At 75.3% G+C, this 23,410-nt stretch carries 11 protein-coding genes; 8 read left to right on the plus strand and 3 right to left on the minus strand.

All coding sequences use genetic code 11. The features are described from left to right. Positions 1 to 40 precede the first annotated feature (40 nt). Positions 41 to 238 (minus strand): DUF6229 family protein, encoded by a 198-nt coding sequence (locus ABZ490_RS41225; protein WP_359002564.1) that lies wholly within the window; start codon positions 236 to 238, stop codon positions 41 to 43. 246 nt (positions 239 to 484) lie between these two features. Between ABZ490_RS41225 and ABZ490_RS41230 the strand changes: the two genes are divergently transcribed. After that, the gene (locus tag ABZ490_RS41230) at positions 485 to 1,279 is read left to right on the plus strand and encodes a thioesterase family protein (RefSeq protein ID WP_359002566.1); all 795 of its coding nucleotides are present in this window, start codon (positions 485 to 487) and stop codon (positions 1,277 to 1,279) included. Between the two features lie 39 nt (positions 1,280 to 1,318). On the opposite strand, the gene ABZ490_RS41235 is transcribed toward ABZ490_RS41230, so the two are convergent. Together ABZ490_RS41235 and ABZ490_RS41240 are read right to left on the minus strand one after the other, a co-directional pair. Then, positions 1,319 to 3,277, minus strand: coding sequence for a ThiF family adenylyltransferase (locus ABZ490_RS41235; protein WP_359002568.1), 1,959 nt, complete (start codon positions 3,275 to 3,277; stop codon positions 1,319 to 1,321). Positions 3,278 to 3,293: 16 nt separating this feature from the next. Continuing rightward, positions 3,294 to 4,022: a LuxR C-terminal-related transcriptional regulator gene (locus ABZ490_RS41240; RefSeq protein WP_359002569.1), complete on the minus strand. Its 729-nt coding sequence runs from the start codon at positions 4,020 to 4,022 to the stop codon at positions 3,294 to 3,296. 423 nt (positions 4,023 to 4,445) lie between these two features. On the opposite strand from ABZ490_RS41240, the gene ABZ490_RS41245 reads away from it, so the two are divergent. From ABZ490_RS41245 to ABZ490_RS41275, 7 genes are read left to right on the plus strand one after another with little or no spacing between them, the layout of a single operon-like run. Continuing rightward, positions 4,446 to 4,784: an acyl carrier protein gene (locus tag ABZ490_RS41245; RefSeq protein ID WP_359002571.1), complete on the plus strand. Its 339-nt coding sequence runs from the start codon at positions 4,446 to 4,448 to the stop codon at positions 4,782 to 4,784. After that, a complete protein-coding gene (locus ABZ490_RS41250) occupies positions 4,781 to 5,275 on the plus strand; it encodes a beta-hydroxyacyl-ACP dehydratase (protein ID WP_359002573.1) in 495 nt (164 codons plus the stop codon). The genes ABZ490_RS41245 and ABZ490_RS41250 overlap by 4 nt, the downstream gene beginning before the upstream one ends. Further along, entirely contained in the window at positions 5,272 to 6,414 is a 1,143-nt protein-coding gene (locus tag ABZ490_RS41255) for a beta-ketoacyl synthase N-terminal-like domain-containing protein (RefSeq protein ID WP_359002575.1), read from the plus strand. Before ABZ490_RS41250 ends, ABZ490_RS41255 begins: the two co-directional genes overlap by 4 nt. Continuing rightward, the gene (locus ABZ490_RS41260; protein ID WP_359002577.1) at positions 6,411 to 6,932 is read left to right on the plus strand and encodes a coronafacic acid synthetase; all 522 of its coding nucleotides are present in this window, start codon (positions 6,411 to 6,413) and stop codon (positions 6,930 to 6,932) included. The genes ABZ490_RS41255 and ABZ490_RS41260 overlap by 4 nt, the downstream gene beginning before the upstream one ends. A gap of 1 nt (position 6,933) precedes the next feature. Further along, positions 6,934 to 8,352 carry a class I adenylate-forming enzyme family protein gene (locus ABZ490_RS41265; RefSeq protein ID WP_359002579.1) on the plus strand — a complete coding sequence of 473 codons (1,419 nt, stop codon included), beginning with the start codon at positions 6,934 to 6,936 and terminating at the stop codon, positions 8,350 to 8,352. Positions 8,353 to 8,354: 2 nt separating this feature from the next. Further along, positions 8,355 to 16,319, plus strand: a complete 7,965-nt coding sequence (locus ABZ490_RS41270) for an SDR family NAD(P)-dependent oxidoreductase (protein ID WP_359002580.1) — start codon at positions 8,355 to 8,357, stop codon at positions 16,317 to 16,319. Beyond that, positions 16,316 to 23,377, plus strand: coding sequence for an SDR family NAD(P)-dependent oxidoreductase (locus ABZ490_RS41275; RefSeq protein ID WP_359002582.1), 7,062 nt, complete (start codon positions 16,316 to 16,318; stop codon positions 23,375 to 23,377). Before ABZ490_RS41270 ends, ABZ490_RS41275 begins: the two co-directional genes overlap by 4 nt. Positions 23,378 to 23,410: the final 33 nt, after the last annotated feature.

The following is a 23,410-nucleotide window of genomic DNA, read 5'->3' on the forward strand; positions in this document are numbered from 1 at the left end:
GAGCCGCACGGTCCCCCCGCCCCCGTCCTGCCTCAGGGGATCAGCAGCACCAGCTGCCCTGCGACCCGCTCGGGCTGGAACAGAAGCCGTAGAGGGAGTCGCTCGGGTCGGTCAGCGCGGCCTCGGCGGCTGCGCCGCCGACGTAGAGCGGACCGGCCGGGTTGGCCTGCCCGTACGCGCTCTCGGCACCCGACAGCCAGGCGTCGAGCACGGCGGTGTGGACACTGATCTGTGGCATCGGCGGCCTCCGGAGACGGAAAAACGGGACGGATTGCCCCGCCCCGAGTATCGCGGCGATCGAACATCCGTCAGACGGCTAATCCGGCCACAGTCGGACGGGGCGGATGTGACCCCGTACCACCCCCGGGACGGGCGGGCACCCGCGCAGCCGGTGCCGGCCGTCGCCGAAGACCCCTCCATAATGAGCAAGCGCTTAGTAAGATGGTGCGGACAGGCGGCGGACCACGGAGGGAAGGGCACAGTGGTGACGGAAGCAGAGGCCTTCTACGAGCGGGAGGGCCAGGACCGGTTCCTCCCCACCCCGTCCACCCGAGGGCCCTGGGACGCCGACTCCCAGCACGCCGGCCCGCCCGCGGCGCTGCTCGGGCTGGCCGTCGAGCAGCGCCCCGGGGCCCGGCCGGACCTGCGGGTCGCCCGTCTCACGTACGAGATCATGCGCCCGGTCCCGATCCGGCCGCTGACCGTCGCCGTACGGGTCCTGCGCTCGGGACGCAGCACCGAACTGGTCGAGGCCGTCCTCACGCCCGACGGCGGCGCGGACGTGATGCGGGTGACGGCGCTGCTCCTGAAGACGGCACCGCACTCGGTCCCCGAGGTGTCGCCCGGCCCCCAGGTGCCCGGCCCGGCGAGCGCCCCCGCGAAGCCGTTCTTCCCCGTCCCGTGGGACCGCGGCTACCACACCGCCATGGAGGTGCGCTTCGCGGCCGGTTCCTTCCTGGAGCCCGGCCCGGCGCAGGCGTGGATGCGCATGCGGGTGCCGCTGGTCGCGGGGGAGGAGATCGCACCGCTCAGCAGGGTGCTGATCGCCGCCGACTCGGGCAACGGCGTCAGCGCCGAACTGGACTTCCACCGGTACCTCTTCATCAACGCCGACCTCACCGTCGGCGTGCACCGCCACCCCGAGGGCGAGTGGGTCTGCCTGGACGCCCGGACGATGGTCGACGCCGCCGGCATCGGCCTCGCCGAGTCGGCCCTCCACGACGAGAAGGGCCCCCTCGGCCGCAGCACCCAGAGCCTGTACGTGGCACCGCGCGGCTGAGCGGGCGGGGCCCCGCCCGGGAACCGCGCCCCGGCCGCGCTACTCCACCCACCGCACCGAACCGTCGAGCGGATGGCGCGCCGCCCGTCGCGCGGGAGTGCTGGTGGCCCGGCCGGTACGCAGGACCGCCAGGATCTCCTCCTCCCCGGCCGGTCCGGTGGGCCGGGCGAGAGCGGGTCCCGGGCGGCCGAACTCGCCCCACAGCGGCTGGGCGGCGTACCCGGCCTCGGTCAGGGCGAGCCAGACACGCATCAGGGCGGCCCCCGCCCGGAGGCGGTCCGTGACCGTGCGGCGGGGTCCGCGCAGGACGAGTACCGCGCCGCAGTCCCGCAGCCGCCGCGCCCGCTCGCGGGCCGCCGGCACGGCCAGGGAGCGGAGCGCCGGCCGGAGGGGTCCTCCCGTCCCCGGCAGCGCACGGGCCAGATACGCGAGTGAGGTGGGGCCGCCCAGCAGGTCGCGGGGGTCGCCGAAGGAGCGGCGGCCCGTCTCGGTGCGTGCGCGGTCCTGGAGCCAGGTCCACCACTCGGCGTCGTCGGCGAGGGGTGCGGACAGGGAGGCGTCGAGCTCGGTCCGGGCGAGCCGGCCGAGCGCGGCGGCACCGGAGAGCGTCTCCAGGGCGATGTCCCTTTCGGCACAGAGGAGTTCGAGGCGCTTCACGGTGGTGGCGTCGAGGGGGGCGCGGAGCAGACGGCCGCGGTGGGTGGCGCGCAGGCCCAGGGCTCCCTGCCGAGGGAGGACGTCCTCACGCAGCCGGTCGCAGTGGAAGCGGCCGGCGAACGAGGGCATCGCCTCCGATCCGGCCGGGTGGGCTTCCCAGTCGCCGTGCGCGAGGTAGGTCATCGCCCCCAGCGCGCAGCCGAGACCCTCGGCCCAGCCCAGCGGATCGGGCGCGGCGGAGGGCCAGCGCGCGGGGTCCGGAGCCAGGCGTACGGTCCGGTCGTCGAGGAGCTCGAACCGCCAGGGCTGGGTGTTGTACGGGGAGGGGGCGCGCCGGGCGCCGTCCAGCACCGCGGTGAGCCGCTCGGGCAGCGGGCGCCCGTCGGCTGCGGCGGCCGGGGGCCTGCGCGGGCCGCCCCGGCGTGCCGCGCGGACCGCCCGCAGGGTGCGCGCGAGTTCCAGTGGCATCCGGGCGCGGTGCGCGAGCGCGGCCGGGCGGGACATCACCGCGGCGTGCACGTCCACGGTGACGATGTGCCGGGTCCTGCGGTTCATCAGCAGGTCCAGCACGGTTCGGGTGGTCAGCGTCGCGAGGCCGAGGACGCAGTAGCCGATCTGCGGCCAGGTCCCGCCGTGGGCGAACCGGTCCGCCTGGATGGGCAGGTAGTCGCTCGGCACCTGGGTCCGGCCGGTCCACCGCATCGATTCCCACAGCCGGTTCTCCCGGTGTGCCTCGGCGCTCGCCCTGCCGTAGAAGGGCACGGGCCGGCGCCGGTAGTCGAAGACGTACAGCGTCGGCTTGCCCCCGAAGTCCATGCCGGCGACGACCGGAATGCCCCGCCGGGCGGCCCGTTCGTGCAACTGGTACTTGACCCAGGCCGACATCGACGGGTCGACGCCGTCGAAGACCACATGGGCGCCGTCCAGCGCCTCGTCGAGGTTCTCCAGGGTCAGCCCCTCCGGATAGGCGCTCACCTCGGCCGCCGGGTTGATCGCCCGCACCCGCTCGGCCACCACCAGCGGCTTCGACCGGCCGACGTCCGCCAGCGTGCAGGCCTGCCGGTTGAGGTTCGACACGTCGAAGACATCGGGATCGGCCAGCCGGAAGCGCAGTACGCCGAGCCGCGCCAACGGCTCGACCACGACACCGCCCCCGCCGCAGCCGGCCACCAGCACGGTCGCCGCGCGTAACGCGGCCTGCTCCCGCTCGCTGACGATCTCCTGATTGCGGCTCACCGCTTCGGTCCCTGCGGTCACCACCCGCACGTCCGCCGGATCCCGGCCGGGAAAGCCCGGGATGCTCGTGCTGCTCGTGCTGCTCGGGATGTGGTCTGGGCTCACGCGTCCTCCTCTCGGGTCAGGCGGAGTTCTTTGACCGGTGCTGGGTCGGTACGAGGCCGGGGCTCGCCGGCGCGCCCGGTCCGGCGGTGGACGCGCCGACCGGGAAGCGGGCGACATACCGGGGTCTGACCTGGGGTGGCCAGCAGTGGTGGACGAAGAGGTTCAGGGCGTAGGCGCGGGCGACCAGGGCGCTGCGGTTGGGCGCCTTCAACTTCCGCATCATCACGCTGATGTGGTACTCGACGCCGTGGCTGCTCAGCCCGAGCCGGGACGCCAGCTGCTGGGTCGACAGTCCGGCGGCCACACCCTCCAGGATCCGCGCGGGCACCGCGGCGAGCGGGGCGGGCGCCGGCGCCAGGAGCAAGGGGGTGCCGGGCGCGCCGTCCGGGACCACGAGGGCGATCAGGGCGCAGCCGGTGTGCGAGGCGGTTGTCAGCGCGATGCCCGTGACCAGGCAGTCGGTCTCCCCGCCGTGCACGTCGACCAGGGTCATGGGAACGCTGAACTCACCGCGCCGGCCCAGGAGAAGCTCGTCGAAGTGCTCCCGCAGGTTCACGTCCGCGCCGGGCCGCAGATAGCGGGGGAGGTATTCCCCCTTCAGCTCGCCCGGGGTGAGACCGAGGTGTCCGCAGAACGCGTCGTTCACCTCCAGGATGCGCAGCCCGGCGTCGAGCTGGACGGTGCCCAGGGCCGGGGTGGCGGTCGGGGGAAGCTCCGGTCCTTCGTCGACGGTCGTGACGGTCACGGGGCGGGACGGGGGCGACGCGGACAAGGTGGTACCTCTTTCGGGGGGTGGCCGGAAGGGATACCGGTGCGCCGCATCCGAATCGGTGACCGTGAGAGGCGGCCCCGTGGAAGGACGCCCTTGTCCATTCCGCCATAGTCGAACGGTGTGCGCGGAGCGCCGCGGAGGCGCCCCGGGTGGTGCTGTGACAGCGCTTTCAGGAAGGCACGGGCGAGGCGGTAACTCCGCTCGTCTGTTCGGTCGCTGTCAGTTTGCCTCCCAGGAACCGTAGTTGGTCAAGAGCGTCTCGTCCCTGTGTGCAGCGACACGTACCGCTCGGCATGTCGGACGGTGTTCCGTTTAGGGCGATTTGCGGATGCGGACTAAGGGATCTGGTAGTCGACCATCGATACTTGAGGGTTGTAGAGTCATAGCGATCTTCCGATGAAGGAGGCCTTTTCCCGGCCTCACATGCATGCCTCCGAACGTGAAACAGGAGACTGTATGGTGAACATAGAGAGTTCCATCAAGCGGATCCTTGTCGACGACTTATTCGTTGCCGTTCCGCCGTCCCGGATAGACCTCGACGACGGCCTCCGTGACGTCCTCGGACTCGATTCCCTCGGATTCACCGAACTCCGCACCCAGTGCGAGTACGAATTCGGTGTCACGATCTCGGACGAGGACTTCGTGCCGGAACACTTCTCCTCGGTCCGTACCCTGACCGAGTTGGTCGTCCGCCTTCGGGCGTCGTCGCCGGCGGGCGGGGTGAGCGGCGGATGACGGCGGCTCCCCAGGCCGGCACCCGCACCCCGCGCACCATGGGATTCACGGAGCTCAAGGGCTGGCTGCGGCACCGCCACCCCATGGTCTACCTCGACCGCGTCCTCGACTACGAACCCGGCGCGTACCTGCGGAGCCTGATGGCCGTCTCCGGGCAGACGGACGCCATATCCGGACACTTCCCCGAGCGTGCCGTCTTTCCGGCCAGCCATATGATGCAGGCCATCGCCCAGTCCGCGATCATCCTCGCCCAGGTGTCCACCACCCCCCTCGCCGACGACGAAATCACCCTGATCGGATCCGTCAAGGCGCGGTTTACCAAAGTGGTCGTCCCCGGCGACACCGTGGAGTTCACCACCACCTGCGAGAAGCTCCGCGGTGATTTCCTCATGTTCGCCTGCCGGGCGGAAGTGGCCGGCTCCACGGTCGCCATGACCAAGGGCACCTTGGCCCGGACCAAAGTCGCCGATCTGGGCGAGCAACTGTGGTGAGCGACGAGTCCGCGGCCTGGATCACCGGAATGGCGTGGTCGACCGCTCTCGGCTCGTCGGTCGACGGCGTATGGGAATCGCTTCTCGCCGGTGTCTCCGGAATCTCGGACGTCTCTTCCCCTTTCCCACTGCGAAGCACCCGCGCCGCCGTCCTGCCCGACATCCCCATGGACCGGCCCGCCGACCGACGCCAGCACGAATTGACACGTGCCACGCTCTTACGAGCCCTTGAGGACGCGGCAATCGACCCCGGCGACCCGCGGATCCTGCCCGTTCTCGGGACCAGCTACGGACCCCATCTCGAACGGTCCGCGGTCACCTCCCTCTCCGGCTGGTCCACCGACGCGGCACGGGACGCCGGCTGTGCGAAGGAGCCGGTGACCGTCACCACCGCCTGCTCCGCCGGATCCGACGCGATCCTGACCGGACTCGCCCTCCTGCGGGCGGGCGCCGCCGAGATCTGCGTCTGCGGCGGCGCCGACGTCCTCACCCCCGGCAAACGCCTCGGCCACTCGCGGCTCGGCACCATGAGCCGCCACGACCTGCGGGCCTTCGACACCGGCCACGACGGAACCCTGCTCGGCGAGGGCGCCGCGTTCCTCGTCCTGGAGACCGAGGCGGGGGCCCGCGCCCGAGGGGCCCGCCCCCGCGGCGTGCTCGCAGGCGCCGCCTCCTCGAACGACGCGGCCAGCGCCGTCGCCCCCGACCCCTCCGGCAAGAACGTCGTCCTGGCCGTCCGGCGCGCCCTGTCCACCGCCGGCCTCGACCCCGGTGACATCGCCGTCGTCAACGCGCACGGCTCCGGAACCCCGGTCAACGACGAGGTGGAGGCCCGCGCCTACGCCCAGGTCTTCGCCCACGTGCCGCGCCCGCCCGTGGTGTTCGCGACGAAGGGGGCGGTCGGGCACACCCTCGGCGCGACCGGCGCCATCGAGGCGATCGCCGTCCTCCAGGCCCTCGACACCGGGTCCGCACCCCCCGTCCACGCCCTGCGCGACCCCCTGCCCCAGCTCACCCTCCCGATCCCCGCCGCCCACCCCCGCAAGCTCGAACCGGGAGCGGGCATCAGCGTGACCCTCGGCTTCGGCGGCTTCAACACCTGTCTCGTCCTCCAGGGACCCGGGAGCACGGCCGTATGAACGCATCCGCACCCCACGGCCTCGACGTCCTCGGCGAAGGCGTGGCGACCGCCCGCGACCTGTCGGGCGCACGGACCCCGCGCCGCACGTCCGTCTACGCGGACCCCGTCTCCTGGCTCGTCCTCGAAGCGGTGGAGCGCGCCGTCGAGGCGTACGGCGGCGACCTCCGGGCGGTCCGCGACAGCGTGGGGCACATCGCCGTCAGCGACCACTGCACCGCGCACACCATGCGGGAACTCGCCGCGACCATCCCGGCGGGCCGAGTCTCACCGCTGCGGTTCTCCGGGGCCAACCCGGGCTCCGTGTGCGGCCTCCCGGCCCAGCTCCTGGGCTTCGGCGGGCCGAGCCTGACCCTGTCCATGCCGCCCGAGAAGGGCCTGGCGCCCGCCGTCGCCGTCGCCCGCGTCTGGCTCGCCCAGGGCACGGCCGGCCATGTGCTCCTCACGACCCACCGCGCGGACGCCTCGGGCCACCGCGTCACCAGCACGATCCTCCGGGAGACCCAGCGGGAAGGCTGAAGTGAAGACCTTTGGCAGCATCCAGCCGAGCGCCGTGCAGGACTTCCTCCGGGACCTCGTCCAGGCCGACCGGCCCCCGGCGCCCGGCCCCCGGTTCGACACCGTCACGGACGACCTCGCACAGCTCGGACTCACGGCCGGCCGACCCGTCCTGGTGGCCCTGCCGAACGGCCGGGACTTCGTCACCGTCGTGTTCGCCCTGCTCGCCCAGGGAGCGGTCCCGGTGCTCCTCCCGCCGTCCGCCCCGCCGTCGAGGATCGAGCGGATGGCCCGGGCCCTCGGCGCCGACGTGCTCCTCGCACCGCGCGTCCCGCCCGGACCCGGCCCGGGCGAACCACCGCTCACCGTCGGCGGAACGGTCCAGTCGGCGTTCCTGCACGGGGTGCCGGCCCGCCGGTACCGGCCCGGCGAGATCGTCCTGCTCACCTCGGGCACCTCCGGCGTGTTCAGCGGCTGTCTGCACCGCGTCGAGTCCCTCCTGCTCAACGCGAGCCGCCACGCGCACGCCATCGGCCAGACCGCCGCCGACCGCGTCCTGATCAACCTGCCCCTGCACTACTCCTACGCCTTCGTCGCCCAACTCCTCGCCACCCTGGTCTCGGGCGGCCGGGCGGTCGTCACGGGACCCCCGTTCACCCCCGCCCGCCACGCCCGCACCCTCCAGGACCACCGGATCACCGTCTCCTCACTGACCCCCGCGCTGACCGCGGCCTGGCTCGGGACCGGCCGCCCGCTCCCCGCGCCCCTGCGCGCGCTGACCGTCGGCGGCGACCTGCTCGACGCCGCCTCCGTGGCGCACCTACGGGAGCGGAACCCGGACCTGGAGCTGTACCTCACCTACGGCCTCACCGAGGCCGGCCCCCGGGTCGCCACCCTGGCCGCCCACCGCGAACCGCCCCACCGGCACACCTCCGTGGGCCTTCCCCTCCCCGGTGTCGACGTACGACTGCGCCCCGCACAGCCCGGCGACGCCGTCGGCGAGCTGATCGTCGAGACCGACACCGGGATGCTCCGCCGCGTCGGCCACCCCGACGAGCCCGCACCCCCCACCGACGGCACCAGGACCTCCCTCGCCACCGGCGACCTCTTCCGCCGGGACGACGACGGCTACCTCTACTTCCACAGCCGCCGCCCCACCTATGTCATCAGCCGTGGCGAGAAGGTCAGCCTGCGGTCGGTCTGCGCCGTCGCGGAGACCCTCCCCGGCGTCCTGGGTGCACAGGCCTGGCCGTACCGGAACGACGCCGGAGACACCGTCTTCACCCTCGACGTCTACTGCGCCGACGCCTCGGCCGACGAACGGGAGATCCGCCGCCGGCTCGCCGACGTCCTGCTCCGCAGCGAGCAGCCGGCCCGTCTGCTGGTCCATCCGGCGGCACAGCTCGGCTGGCGCAAGTCCGTTGCCAAGGAGCGAAGTTGACCATGGAACAGCTCAGCCCACCCGTCGTGGTCTCCGCGGACTCCCCGGACGCGCTCGCCGCGGCGGCCCACCGGCTGCACGAGCAGCTCGGGACCACCCCGGACGAAGCGCTGCGGGACCTCGGCCACCGCCTCCTGACGACCGGTCACGGCCCACGGCGCGCCGCCGTCCTCGCACCCGACCGGGCCTCGCTCCTGGCCGGACTCACCGCCCTCGCCCAGGGCCGCCCCGCCCGGCACGTGCTGACCGGAACCGCCGACGCGGCCCGCCGCCCGGTCCTGGTCTTCCCCGGCCAGGGCGCCGACCGCCCCGGCACGGCGAGGGAACTGCTCACCTGCGTACCCGAGTTCGGCGACCGCCTCCGCGGCTACGGGCGCGCCCTGCGCCCGCACCTCGACGGCTGGGACCCCGCCACCGCACTCGCCGAAGGCGCGGAACTCACCCGTCTGGCCACCCTCCAGCCCGTTCAGTTCGCCCTCTCCTCGGCCCTCGCCGACACCTGGCGCGCCCACGGCCTGCGGGAGAGCGCGGTCGTCGGCCACTCCGTCGGAGAGATCGCCGCCGCCCACGCCGCCGGCGCGCTGGACACGGACGCCGCCGCCCGGCTCCTCGTCCTGTACGGCACCGCGCTCACCCGGATCGAGGGCCGGGGCGCGATGGCCTCCGTCGCCGCACCCGCCGACCGTGTCCGCCCCCTGCTCGACCGATGGGCCGGCCGGCTGGACGTCGCCGCCGTCAACAGCGCCCGCAACGTGACCGTCAGCGGCGACGCGGACGCCGTGACCGAACTCCTCGCCGCACTGGCCCGGGACGGCGTCTGGGCCTGGCGCGTGCCGGGCATCGACGTCGCGGGACACTCGGCCCACACCGAGACCCTGCGCGACCTCATGCTCGACCACGCACCGCACGCCGCGCCCGAGGGCCCGCACCGCGCCGCCTTCTACTCCACCGCCACCGGCACCCGCCTGCACGGCCCCGACCTCACCCCCGGCCACTGGTACCGGTCCCTGCGCGGCACCGTCCTCTTCGAACAGGCCGTACGCGCCCTCGTCGCCGACGGCCACCGGCTCTTCATCGAGGTGAGCGGTCACCCCACCCTCACCCCCGCCATCGACGAGACCCTGCGCGCGGCCGGTGTGACCGGCGCGGCGATCCCCACGCTGGACCACCGCAGGAGCGACCGCGCGAGCCTCCTTCAGGCCCTCACCCACGCGTTCGTCAACGGCGTACCCGTGACCTGGGAGACGGCGTACGAACGCCTCGTGCCCCGGCCACGCGTCACCGTGACGCGTCACGACCCGCACGAGGCCCCCCTCGACACCTCCGCCCTGCGCGCCGCCACCCCCGCCCGACAGCGGGACCTCCTCGCCGACCTGGTCGCCGCAGCCACCGGCCGGGTGCTCGGCCGCCCCGTCACCACACCCGCCCGGACCTTCCTGGAGACCGGCCTCACCTCGCTCGGCGTCGTCGAACTCGCCGCCGCGCTCTCCGCAGCCACCGGCCTCGACCTCCCGCCCACCCTCGTCTTCGACCACCCCACCCCGCTCGCGCTCGCCGAGCACCTGCGCCGCGCACTCGGCCTCGCCTCACCGGCCGACGAGCCGACCCGCGCCGACACGGACGCCGCTGCACAGGGCGCCCCGGACGCGGACGAGCCGATCGCGGTCGTCGGCATCGGCTGCCGCTTCCCGGGCGGCGTGACCGACGCGGACTCCCTGTGGGACCTGGTGCTCGGCGGCCGCGACGCCATCGGCGGCTTCCCCGCCGACCGCGGCTGGGACACCGACGGCCTGTACGACCCCACCCCCGGCGAACTCGGCAGGATCTCCTCGCCGAACGGCGGATTCCTCTACGACGCGGCCGGCTTCGACGCGGGCTTCTTCGGCCTCTCGCCCCGCGAGGCGACCGCGATGGAGCCGCAGCAGCGCCTGCTGCTCGAAGTGTGCTGGGAGGCCGTCGAACACGCCGGCATCGACCCGGAGACCCTGCGCTCCACCCCCACCGGGGTGTTCGCCGGCCTCATCTCCCAGGAGTACGGCCCCCGTCTCCACCAGGCCTCCGACGACGTGGCCGGCCACGCCTTCATGGGCACCGCCGCCTGCGTGGCCTCCGGCCGGATCGCCTACGCGCTCGGCCTGGAGGGCCCGGCGATCACCCTGGACACCGCCTGCTCCTCGTCCCTCGTGGCCGTCCACCAGGCCTGCCGGGCCCTGCGCGCCGGCGACTGCACCCTCGCCCTGGCGGGCGGCGCCACCGTGATGTCCGGCCCCGGCGTCCTCGTCGAGTTCTCCCGGCAGCGCGTCCTCGCCCCCGACGGCCGCTGCAAGGCGTTCGCCGCGTCCGCGGACGGCATCGGACTGGCCGAAGGCGTCGGCATGGTGCTGCTGGAACGCCTGTCGGACGCCCGCGCGGCCGGACACCCGGTGCTCGCGGTGATCCGGGGCAGCGCCGTCAACCAGGACGGCGCCTCCAACGGCCTGTCCGCGCCCAGCGGTTCCGCCCAGCGACGGGTCATCCGCCACGCCCTCGCCCAGGCCCGGCTGACCCCGGCGGACGTCGACGCGATCGAGGCACACGGCACCGGAACCCGCCTCGGCGACCCGATCGAGGCACACGCGCTCCTCGACACCTACGGACAGCGGCCCGCCGACACCCCCGCCTGGCTGGGCTCGATCAAGTCCAACCTCGGGCACACCCAGGCCGCCGCGGGCGTGGCGGGCCTGATCAAGATGGTGATGGCCCTCCGGCACGGACTGCTGCCGCGCAGCCTCCACATCGACGCGCCCTCCCCGCACGTGGACTGGTCGGCCGGCGCCCTGCGGCTCCTCACCGAACAGCGCGCGTGGCCGGACACCGGCGACCGCCCCCGACGGGCCGCCGTGTCCTCCTTCGGGGTCTCCGGCACCAACGGCCACCTCGTCCTCGAACAGGCGCCCCCACTCCCCGCGGCCGCCCCCACGGACCCCTCCGGCGAACTGCTCTGGCCGCTCTCGGCGAAGACCCCGACCGCCCTGCGCGCCCAGGCGGACCGGCTCCGCCGGCACGCCGACCGGCACCCCGGCGCCGACCCCGCAGCCGTGGGCCACGCCCTCACCACCACCCGCAGCCGGTTCCCCCACCGTGCCGTCGTCCACGGCCGGACCCGCGCTGAACTCCTCGACGGACTGGGCGCGCTGACCCAGGGACGGGACCACCCCAACCTGACGCGGGGCACGGTGGGGCCCACCGGCCCCGGAAAACTGGTGTTCGTCTTCCCCGGCCAGGGCTCCCAGCGGCCCGGCATGGGCATGGAGCTGTACGACACCCACCCCGCCTACCGGGACGCCCTCGACCGGGCCGACGACGCGCTGCGCCCGTACACCGGCCGGTCGGTCGTCGACGTCCTGCGCGGCGCACCCGGCGCACCCGCCCTGGAACGCGTCGACGTCGTCCAGCCCGCACTGTTCGCGGTCATGACCTCGCTCGCCCGGCTGTGGGAGTCGTACGGCATCCGGCCCGACGCCGTGGTCGGGCACTCCCAGGGGGAGATCGCCGCCGCCCACATCGCCGGCGCCCTCACCCTGCCCGACGCGGCGAAGCTCGTCGCCCTGCGCGCCCGGGCCCTCGTGGAGCTGTCCGGCACCGGCGCCATGGCCACCGTCGGCCTCCCCGCCGACCGGACCAGGGACCTCCTCGTCCCGTACGAGGGCCGGATCGGGATCGCGGCCGTCAACAGCCCCGCCGCCACGGTCGTCGCCGGCGACACCGCCGACGTCCTCGCCCTGCTGCGGCGCTGCGAGACCGACGGCGTGCGGGCCCGCCGTATCGACGTCGACTACGCCAGCCACTCCGCGCACATCGACCGCCTCCGCGAGGACCTCCTCACCCGCCTCGCGGACCTCGCGCCCCGGCCCACCACCGTCGCCTTCCACAGCACCGTCGACGGCCGCCTCCAGGACACCCCGCTCGACGGCACCGCCCTGGACGCCGCGTACTGGTACGACAACCTGCGCCGCCCCGTACGGCTCACCGACACCCTCCGCCTGCTCGCCGGGCAGTCCCACCGCGCCTTCCTGGAGTGCAGCCCGCACCCGGTACTGGTGCCGCCGATCGAGGAGACCCTCGACGCCGACGCACTCGTCACCGGCACCCTGCACCGGGCCAGGCCGCAGCACGCCGCGTTCACGGCCGCCCGGGCACGTCTGCACACCCACGGCCACGACCTCCACCGGCCGGACGGGCCCGCCGCCCACCCGGTCGCCCTGCCCACCTACCCCTTCGAACACCGCCGCCACTGGCTCACCGCACCGACACCGGCGGACGTCACGGCCGCCGGACAGCGCGGGACCCGGCACCCCCTCCTGGGGGCGGCCATCGACCTCCCGGACGACGAGGGACTCCTCCTCACCGGGCGGATCGGCCTCGGCACCCACCCCTGGCTCGGCGACCACGCCGCCGCGGGCGTCGCCCTCCTCCCCGGCACCGCCTACCTCGACCTCGCCCTGCACGCGGCCCAGCTCACCGGCTGCCGCCACATCGCCGAACTGACCCTGCACACCCCGCTGGTCCTGCCCGAGCAGCACGCCATGGACCTGCACCTGCGGGTCGGACCGCCCGACCCCGACGGCCACCGCCCCCTCACCCTGCATGCCCGCCCCCACACCCCCGACGACACCGACCCGCCTGCCTGGACCCTCCACGCCACGGCCCGCCTGACCCGGGACGCCCCCGGCCGGTCACGCCCGGCGGCCCGGCCGCCCGAGGACGCGGAACCCGTCGACCTGACCACGCTGCGGGCGCGCCTCGCCGAAGCCGGATACGACTACGGACCCGCCTTCACCGGACTGCGTTCCGCGTGGCGCCACGGCGAGCACGTCCACACCGAGGCGCACCTGCCGGAGGAACTCCCGGCCACCGGCCACGTCCTGCACCCGGCCCTGCTCGACACCGCCCTGCACCCCATCGCCCTGCCCGACGCCGACGGCCCCGCCGGACCCCGGCTGCCCTTCACCTTCCGCGGCATCACCCACACCGGCACACCCACCACCCGGCTCCGCGTCCACCTGCGCGGCACCGGCCCCGACACCTTCGCCCTGGACGCCACCGACGACACCGGCGCACCCGTCCTCACCGTCGAGGCCCTCACCCTGCGCGCCACCACCGCCGACCGGCTCCGACGCCTCACCCCGACCGGACCCGAACACGACCTCCTGCACCTCGCCTGGAGCCCCGCCGACCCGGCGGACGGCGGCATCCCGGGGGACTGGGCGGTGCTCGGCTCCGACCCGCTCGCGAAGGGGACACCCCGGTACGCCGGTCCGTCCGACCTGACCGCGGCCCTCGCCTCGGGCACCCCACCGCCCGCACTCGTCGTCTGGGCGCTGCCGGAACCCGAACCGGAGAGCGCCGACGTCCCCGCCGCGGCCCGCGCCCTCTGCCAGGAGGTCCTCGACCTCCTGCGGACCTGGCTCGCCGACGAACGCCTGGAGCGCACCGTGCTGGCGGTCGTCACCCGCCACGCCGTGGTCACCGGCCCGCAGGACCCGCCCGGCCTCGCCCACAGCCCCGCCCGGGGCCTGCTGCACAGCGCCCAGAACGAGAACCCGGGCCGGATCGTCCTCGTCGACACGGACGGCCACCCCGACAGCACGGCCGCCCTGGGCGCCGTACTCGCCGCCGGACATCCACAGGCGGCCCTGCGGGAGGGACAGCCGCTCCTGCCGCACCTGGCCCGGACGTCCACGGCCGAGCTGCTCACCCCGCCCGCCGACAGCGCCCCGTGGCGGCTGGACACCACGGGCGGCGGCGGACTCGACGCCCTCGCCCTGCTGCCCGCCCCGGAAGCCGAAGCCCCCCTGACACCCGGCCAGGTCCGCATCGCGGTGCGCGCCGCAGGCGTCAACTTCTACGACACCGCCGCCGCCCTGGGGCTCATCGCCGTCCAGCACGACTCCGGAGCCGAGGCCGCCGGCATCGTCACCGAGACCGGGCCCGGCGTCGACGGGTTCACCGTCGGGGACCGCGTGGCGGCCCTCACCGAGAAGGCCTTCGGGCCGGTCGTCGTCGCCGACCGGCGCATGACGGCCCGCATCCCCGACACCTGGTCCTTCGCCGAGGCCGCGAGTGTGCCCGTCGCCCACGTCACCGCCTACCACGCCCTCGTCGACCTCGCCGGCGTCCGGCCCGGCGAGACCGTCCTGATCCACGCCGCCGCCGGGGGAGTGGGCCAGGCCGCCACCCGACTGGCCCGTCACCTCGGCGCGATCCCCTACGCCACCGCCCACCCCGGCAAGTGGGACACCCTGCGCGGCCTCGGCTACGACGACGAGCACCTCGCCGGCTCCCGCACCCTCGACTTCGCCGAGCGCTTCCGCACCGCCACCGGCGGGCGCGGGATCGACGTCGTCCTCAACGCCCTGGCCGGCCCGTTCACCGACGCCTCCCTCGACCTCGTGGCCCCCGGAGGCTGTTTCATCGAACTCGGCAAGACCGACATCCGGGACCCCGCGGACCTGGCCGTCACCCACCCCGGCCTCACCTACCGCGCGTTCGACCGGCGCGACAGCGCGAGCCCCGAACGCACCGAGGAGATCCTCACCGCCCTGCGCCGGCTCTTCGACACCGGTGAGCTGACCCCGCTGCCGGTCACCTCCTACGGCATCCGGCACGCCACCGACGCCTTCCGGCTGATGCAGCAGGCCCGCCACACCGGAAAGATCGTCCTCACCCTGCCCCGCCCGCTGGACCCCGCCGGCACCGTCCTGATCACCGGCGGTACCGGCACCCTCGGCGGACTCCTCGCCCACCACCTCGTCACCGCCCACGGCGTGCGCCATCTGCTCCTCGCCAGTCGCCGAGGAGCGGCCGGCGAGGGGGCCGAGCGGCTGCGCGCCGACCTGGAGCGCACCGGTGCCACGGTCACCGTCGCCGCCTGCGACACCGCCGACCCGGAAGCGCTCCGGCGCCTCCTCGGCTCCGTACCGTCCGCCCATCCCCTGACCGGGGTGTTCCACACCGCGGGCGTCCTCGCGGACGGCACCGTCGCCCGGCTGACCCCCACCGACCTCGCCACGGTGTTCGCACCGAAGGTCGACGCCGCCTGGCACCTCCACGAACAGACCCGGCACCTCGACCTCGCCGCGTTCGTCCTGTACTCGTCGACCGCGGGCACCCTCGGCAACCCCGGCCAGGGCAACTACGCGGCCGCCAACACCTTCCTCGACGCCCTCGCCCACCACCGCCACCGCCTCGGCCTGCCCGCCACCTCCCTCGCCTGGGGCTGGTGGCAGCCCGTCACCGGCCTCACCGGCGCCCTCACCGGCACCGACCACACCCGGATCGCCCGCACCGGCCTCGCCCCCCTCACCGCCGCACACGGCCACGCCCTCCTCGACGCCGCCCTGAGCCTGCCGCACCCGGTCCTCACCGCCGCCCCCCTCGACCGGCGGACCCTGCGCACCAACGGCGAACGCGGCACCCTGCACCCCCTGCTGCGCCGCCTGACCACCGCGACCCCCGTCCACCGAACCGCCCCCGGACCCGTCCCCGACCTGCGGCAGGACCTCGCCGCCCTCGCCCCCCAGGCCCGGCTGCGCCACCTGCACGGCCTGATCACCGACCACTCCGCCACCGTCCTCGGCCTCGACCGCTCGACACCCCTGCCCTCCGAACAGCCCTTCAAGGCCGCAGGATTCGACTCCCTCACCGCCCTCGAACTCCGCAACCGGCTGTCCTCCGCCACCGGACTGCGCCTGCCCGCCACCCTCACCTACGACCACCCGACCCCGGCGGCCCTCGCTGCCCACCTCGACGAGCAGCTCTTCCCGCGCGGCGACACCGGATCCGCCGATGCCGATGCCGATGGCCATGCCCGTGCCCATGCCGACACCGCCCACGCCGCCGGACTCCCCGTGGGCGACGACACCCGCCTCCAGGAAGCCGGCCTCGACGAACTCGTCGCGATCGCCCTGGCCGGGGAGGCCTCATGACGACCCGTACGGAGCCGACCGCGCCCGACCCGTCCGCGCAGACGCGGATCACCGAGGCCCTGCGGCGCAGCCTCCTGGCCAACGAGCGGCTCAAGCGGCGCAACCGGGAACTGCTCGACGCCGCCCGTGAGCCCGTCGCCGTGGTCGCCATGGCCTGCCGGCTGCCCGGCGGGGTGCGCACCCCCGAACAGCTGTGGCGCCTGGTCGCCGACGGGACGGACGCGATCGGCGCGTTCCCCGCCGACCGGGGCTGGGACCCCGACACGCTGTCCGGCCCGGGTGACGGACGCGCCCGGTACGGCGGGTTCCTGGAGGACGCGGCCGGGTTCGACGCCGCCTTCTTCGGGATCTCCGACCGGGAGGCGCTGGCCACGGACCCGCAGCAGCGGCTGCTGCTGGAGACCGCGTGGGAGGCCCTGGAACGGGCCGGCATCGTCCCGGCGGCGCTGCGGTCCACCCCGACCGGCGTCTTCGTCGGCACCACCCACCAGGACTACCTGCCGCCCCTCGACCGGCACGTACCCGGCCTGGCGGGCTACCGCCTCCAGGGCGGCCTGACCAGCGTCGCCTCCGGCCGTATCGCCTACACCCTCGGCCTGAACGGACCCGCCGTCACCGTCGACACCGCGTGCTCCTCGTCCCTGACCGCCGTCCACCTCGCCGTCCGCGCCCTGCGCTCCGGCGAATGCTCCCTCGCCCTGGCCGGCGGCGCGACCGTCATGGCCACCCCCGAGGTGTTCGTCGAGTTCGGCCGCCAGGGAGGCCTGGCCCCCGACGGACGGTGCAAGGCGTTCGGCGAGGGCGCCGACGGCACCGGCTTCTCCGAGGGCGTGGGCCTGGTGCTGCTGGAACGGCTGTCGGACGCCCGCGCGGCCGGCCACCCGGTGCTCGCGGTGATCAGGGGCAGCGCCCTCAACCAGGACGGCGCCTCCAACGGCCTCACCGCACCGAACGGCCCCGCCCAGGAACAGGTCGTCCGCCTGGCCCTGGCCGACGCCGGACTCACCCCGGCCGACGTGGACGCCGTCGAGGCCCACGGCACCGGCACCGCTCTCGGCGACCCCGTCGAGGCCAACGCCCTGCTGCGCGCCTACGGCCGCGACCGCCCCGCCGAGCACCCCCTGTGGCTGGGGTCGCTCAAGTCCAACATCGGCCACGCCCAGGCGGCCGCGGGCGTCGCAGGGGTCATCAAGACCGTCATGGCCCTGCAGCACGGCGAACTCCCCGGCACCCTGCACGCCGACGTCCCCTCCTCCCGCGTGGACTGGTCCTCGGGCGCGGTCCGGCTGCTCACCGCCCTCCGTCCCTGGCCGGAGACCGGCCGCCCCCGCCGGGCCGGGGTGTCCTCCTTCGGCATCTCCGGCACCAACGCCCATGTGATCCTCGAACAGGCCCCGCCCCCCGACACCCGGTCCGACACCGTGCCCCCGCCCCCGGCGCTGCCCGCCCCGGGACTGCTGTGGCCGCTCTCCGCCGCGTCGCCCGCGGGACTGCGCGCCCAAGCCGCACAGCTCGCCGGGTTCGTCGGGGCCGCGCCGGACACCGACCTCGCCGCCGTCGGCCACTCCCTGGCCACGACCAGGGCGCACCTCGACCACCGGGCCGTCGTCACGGCCGGGGACCGCGCCGGGCTGCTCACCGCCCTCGACGCCCTCGCCGCCGACGACCGCACCGCCACCGGCCTCACCCTCGGCGTACGGGGGCCGGGTGAGACCGCGTTCCTCTTCTCCGGCCAGGGCTCCCAGTGGCCGGGCATGGGCCGGGGCCTGCACGCGCACTCCCCGGTGTTCGCCGAGGCCCTCGACGAGACCTGCGCCCACCTCGACCCCCACCTGCCGTGCCCGCTGCGGGAGGTGATGTTCGCCGACCCGGGCACCGAAGCGGCGCGACTGCTGGATCGTACGGACTTCACCCAGGCCGCCCTCTTCGCGCTCGAAGTCGCCCTCCACCGCACCGTCGAGCACCTGGGGCTGCGGGCCGACCGGCTGGCCGGCCACTCCGTCGGAGAGATCTCCGCCGCCCACGCCGCCGGGGTCATGTCCCTCGCCGACGCGGCCACGCTCGTCCTCGCACGCGGCCGGCTGATGCGGTCGCTGCCCGCCACGGGCGCGATGATCGCCGTCGCGGCGGGCGAGGAGGAGGTCCTCGCCACCCTGTCCGGCCATGAGCACCTGGCGGGCGTCGCCGCGGTCAACGGACCGTCCGCCACCGTGATCTCCGGCGACGACGCCACCGTGACCCGGATCGCCGCACACTGGCGGGAGCGGGGGCGTGTCGTCCGCCGGCTGCGCGTCAGCCACGCCTTCCACTCACCGCACCTCGACCCCGTGCTCGACGACCTCCGTGCGGTGGCCGCGGGCCTGGACCTACGGCCGCCGGCCCTGCCCGTCGTCTCCACCCTCACCGGCGGTCTCCTCACCGCCGAACAGGCCTGCTCGCCCGAGTACTGGGCCCGGCACGCGCGCGGCACCGTACGCTTCGCGGACGCCGTCGGCCGGCTCCGGGCCCTGGGCACCACCACCTTCCTGGAGATCGGACCGGACGCCGTCCTCACCGCGCTCGGCCAGTCCGGCACCGCGGGGCCCGGCACCGTCTGGGCGCCCACCCTGCGCAAGGGCCGCGACGAACCCCGGGTCCTCACCGCCGCCCTGACCCGGCTCCACGTCCGGGGCGCGGCCCTCGACTGGAGCCGGATCCTGCCCCACGCCGACCGCGTCGACCTGCCCACCTACCCCTTCCAGCGCCGCCGCCACTGGCTGCGCACCCCGCCCCGGGAGCGCGCCGCCGGGGGTGGTCTGACCACCCTCGACCACCCGTTCCTCGCCGTCGCCGTCGATCTCGCCGACGGGCAGGGCGCCCTGTTCACCGGCACCCTGTCGAGCCGGGAGCACCCCTGGCTGCGCGACCACATGGTCGGCGGCACCGTCACGGCGGCCGGCGCCGTGACCGCCGAACTGCTGCTGCACGCCGGGACCCGGCTCGCCTGCGGCCGCCTCGACGACCTCCTGCTGCACACCCCCCTGCCCTTGCCCGAGGACTCCGCCGTCGACATCCAGGTGAGGGTCGGCCCGGCCACCCCCGACGGGCGGCGCTCCGCCGACCTCTCCTTCCGGCTGCGCGCGGACGGCCGTACCGGTTGGACACGGCACGCCACCGCCACGCTCTCCCCGGCCGAGCCCACCGCCGCCGACCCGGCCGACCGGTCCGACGAGGAGGCCTGGCCCCCCGCCGGCGCCGAACCCGTCGACCTCGACGCGCTGTACCGGCGCCTCGTCGACCAGGGCATCACGCTCGGGCCCGCGTTCCGGCGGATCACGGCCGCCTGGCGGCACGGCACCGACGTCCATCTGGAGGCGAGCCTGCCACCGGAGGACACCGAGGCCCGGGCGGCGTACGCCCTGCACCCCACGCTCCTGGACGCGGGCCTCCAGGCCACGCTGATCGCCGCGGTGACGGAGCGCGCGGGGGAGCGGCGGCCCCGCATGCTGTTCTCCCTCTCCGGCCTGACCGTCCACGCCGGTGCCACCGCCGTGCGCGCCCATCTGTCCGCCACCACCCCCGTCCTCCGGCTGACCGACCCGACCGGCCGGTCCGTCGCCGTGGTCGAGTCGGTGCGGCTGCGGCCCTCCGGCCACCGGGTGCGGCCGTACCGGCTGAGCTGGCGCGCACTGTCCCCGCCCGCCGGCGCGTCCCCGGGCCCGGTCTGCTGGATCGTGCCGGACGGCGACCCGCCCCCGCTGGGGCCCGGCGACCGGGTGGTCGCCGACCCCGGCGCCGCCCCCTTCGACCCGGTGGTCCTCGTGTGCCCGGCCGACCCCGACGGGGTGCTGGCGGTCGTCCGGACCTGGCTCGCCGACGCACGCACGCGTGACCGCCGCCTGGTGGTGCTCACCCGGGGCGCGGTGGCCGTGACCGACGGGGACCCGGTCGCGGGCCTCGCCCAGGCACCGGTGTGGGGTCTGCTGCGGACGGCCCAGGTCGAGCACCCGGGCCGGTTCACCCTGGTGGACATCGACGACTCGTGGGCAGGGCTGTCCGCGGCGCTGGCCACCGGCGAGCCCCAACTCGCCCTGCGCCACGGCCGCCCGTTCGTCCCGCGCCTGACCGAGGCCGAGCCCGACGGCACCCTCACCCCGCCCGACGACGGGACGGCCTGGCGGGTCGCCGTCCCCGAGCGGGCGGTCGGCAGTCTCGACGACCTCGTGACCGAACCCTGCCCCGACGCCGACGTACCTCTCGGGGAGGGGCAGGTGCGGGTCTCCGTCCGCGCGGTCGGGGTCAGCTTCCGCGATGTGCTGATCACGTTGGGCCGGTACCCCGAGCCGGGACGCATCGGCGGCGAGGTCGCCGGCGTGGTGGTCGGGACGGGCCCGGGCGTGGCGGGCCTGGAGCCCGGGGACCGGGTGACGGGCATGGCCTGGGGCGGAGGCATGGGCCAGGTGGCGGTCGCCGACCACCGCCACCTGGTCCGCGTCCCGGCGGACTGGACGTTCGCGCAGGCCGCCACGGTCCCGGCCGCCTTCCTCACCGCCTGGCAGAGTCTCGTCGACACCGCCGCCCTCCGAGCGGGCGAGACGGTCCTGGTGCACGCCGCGGCCGGCGGCGTCGGCATGGCCGCCGTGCAGATCGCCCGCCATCTCGGCGCCGAGGTCCACGCCACGGCCCACCCCGCCAAGCACACCGTCCTGCGCGCCCTCGGCCTCGACGACTCCCGGATCGCCTCCTCCCGGGATCCCGGATTCGAGCAGAGGTTCCGCGCGGCGACGGACGGCCGGGGGATCGACGTGGTCCTGCACAGCCTCGGCGGAGACCTCACCGACGCCTCCCTGCGGCTGCTCGCTCCCGGCGGACGACTCGTCGACCTCGGCAGGACCGACCCGCGCGACCCCCGGCGCACCGCGGCGGACCATCCGGGCACGCGCTACCTGCCGTACACCCTCTCCGACGACCCCGAGCGCGTCGCCGCGACCTTCGCCCGCCTCGCCGAGCTGTTCGACAAGGGGGCGCTGCTCCCGCTGCCCGTCACCGCCCTGGACATCCGGCAGGCTCCCCGAGCGCTGCGCCTCCTGCGGGACGCCGCCCACACGGGCAAGGTCGTCCTCACCGTGCCCCGCCCCCTCGATCCCGAGGGAACCGTCCTCGTCACCGGCGGCACCGGCGCCCTGGGCGCCCTCGCCGCACGGCACCTCGTCACCGCACACGGCGTCCGGCACCTGCTGCTCGTCAGCCGGCGCGGGCCCGAGGCGCCCGGCGCGGCCGACCTCACGGAGGAGCTCACGGGCCTCGGCGCGCACGTCACCGTCGCCTCCTGCGACGTCGCCGACCCCGAGGCCCTCGCCGCCCTGCTGCCCGTCGACCGGCCCCTCACGGCCGTCGTCCACACCGCGGGCACCGTGGACCCCGCCGACGTACGCGATCTGACGCCCGAACAGCTCGACACCGTCCTCGCGCCCAAGGCACGGGCGGCCTGGCACCTGCACCGCCTCACCCGGCACCTGGACCTCGCCGCCTTCGTCCTCCACTCCTCGTCGGTGGGCGTCCTGGGCCTCGCCGGACAGGCCGGCTACGCCGCCGCCAACACCTACCTCGACGCCCTCGCCCAGCACCGCCGCAGCCAGGGGCTCCCCGGGACCGCCCTGTCCTGGGGCATGTGGGAGGCGAGGTCCGGACTGGCCGAGCGGCTCGGCGGCACCGAGGGGATCCGGCAGGTCATGGGGGCCGGACTCGTGCCGATGCCCGTCGACGAAGGCCTCGCCCACCTGGACGCCGCCCTCGGCACCGGCCCCGACAGCCACCTCCCGCTGCTCGTCCCGGCCCGGCTGGACCTCGACGCGCTGCGCGCCCGGGGCCTCACGACGCTGCTGTCGGAGCTGGGCACGGCCGCACCGACGGCACGACCGGCGGCAGAGCCCCCGGCCCGGCGCCTCGACGGACTGTCCGGACCCGACCTGGACCGACACCTCCTCGACCTCGTCACCCGGCACGCCGGAACCGTCCTCAGCCACCCCGACCCCTCGGCCATCGCCGCCGACACGGGCTTCAGGTCCCTCGGCTTCGACTCCGTGACCTCCGTGGAGATCAGCAACCGCCTCGCCGCCGCGACCGGACTGCGCCTGCCCGCGACCACCGTCTTCGACCACCCGACCCCCGCGGCGCTCGCGGCCCACCTCAGGGACCTCCTCGCCGCGGCGGACACCCCCGTCCCCGCGGAGCGCACACCGGCCGGCCCCGGCGGCTTCGCCGCGCTGCTGCGGCAGGCGGTCGCCGAGGACCGGACCGGCGAGGGCATCGCCGTGCTGGCGGCGGCCGCCCGCCTGCGGCCCTCGTTCACCGACCCCGGCCCCGACGACGTGCCCACGGCGACCTGGCTGCGCCGCGAGGGACGGCGCCCCGCGCTGATCTGCGTGGACTCGTTCATCCCCGCCGCCGCGCGCCTCACCTACCAGCGGCTGGCCGCCGCGCTCGACGGACGGTGCGACGTGGCCGCCGTACCTCTGCCCGGGTACGGCGAGGGGGAGCCGCTGCCCGGGACCGCCGACGCGGTCGCCGAGGCCGTGGCCACCGCCGTGCGGTCCTGCGCGAGGGGAGAACCGTTCACCCTGCTCGGCTTCTCCACCGGCGGTCTGGCCGCCCATGCCGCGGCACGGCGGCTGGAGGACCGGGGCGTGCGCCCCGAGGCCGTGGTGCTCGTCGACAGCCTGCCGCCCGGCGCCCTCACCCGGGCCGCGGCGACCGACATCCTGCGCGAGTGGGTCACGGCACCGGGCGCGTTCTGGTCCCACGACGACACCGGACTGACCGCCATGGGCCGGTACCTCGACCTGTTCGGCCACCACTGGACCCCCACCGCCCTGACGGCCCCCGTCCTCCTCGTCCAGGCCGCCGACCAGGTGCCCTCCGCCCCCGACGGCGGCTGGGCCCGGCACTGGCCCGGACTGACCGCCCACGCCACCACACCCGGCAGCCACTTCGGGCTCCTCACCGAGCACGTCACCACCACCGCGCACACCCTCACCGCCCTGCTCGCCGCCCACGGCACGGCGGCCCCGCCTCGCTGAGACCCCCGCCCCCTGAGTGGCCCCTTTCCGCCC

The sequence above is a fragment of the Streptomyces sp. NPDC005811 genome, assembly GCF_040630405.1.
GTDB lineage: Bacteria > Actinomycetota > Actinomycetes > Streptomycetales > Streptomycetaceae > Streptomyces.

What these genes read in the sequence shown, in the direction of transcription:
- ABZ490_RS41275 (WP_359002582.1), top strand. Translation starts at nt 16,316, where the DNA reads ATGACGACCCGTACGGAGCCGACCGCGCCCGACCCGTCCGCGCAGACG.
- ABZ490_RS41270 (WP_359002580.1), top strand. Translation starts at nt 8,355, where the DNA reads ATGGAACAGCTCAGCCCACCCGTCGTGGTCTCCGCGGACTCCCCGGAC.
- ABZ490_RS41260 (WP_359002577.1), top strand. Translation starts at nt 6,411, where the DNA reads ATGAACGCATCCGCACCCCACGGCCTCGACGTCCTCGGCGAAGGCGTG.
- ABZ490_RS41250 (WP_359002573.1), top strand. Translation starts at nt 4,781, where the DNA reads ATGACGGCGGCTCCCCAGGCCGGCACCCGCACCCCGCGCACCATGGGA.
- ABZ490_RS41225 (WP_359002564.1), bottom strand. Translation starts at nt 238, where the DNA reads ATGCCACAGATCAGTGTCCACACCGCCGTGCTCGACGCCTGGCTGTCG.
- ABZ490_RS41245 (WP_359002571.1), top strand. Translation starts at nt 4,446, where the DNA reads ATGAAGGAGGCCTTTTCCCGGCCTCACATGCATGCCTCCGAACGTGAA.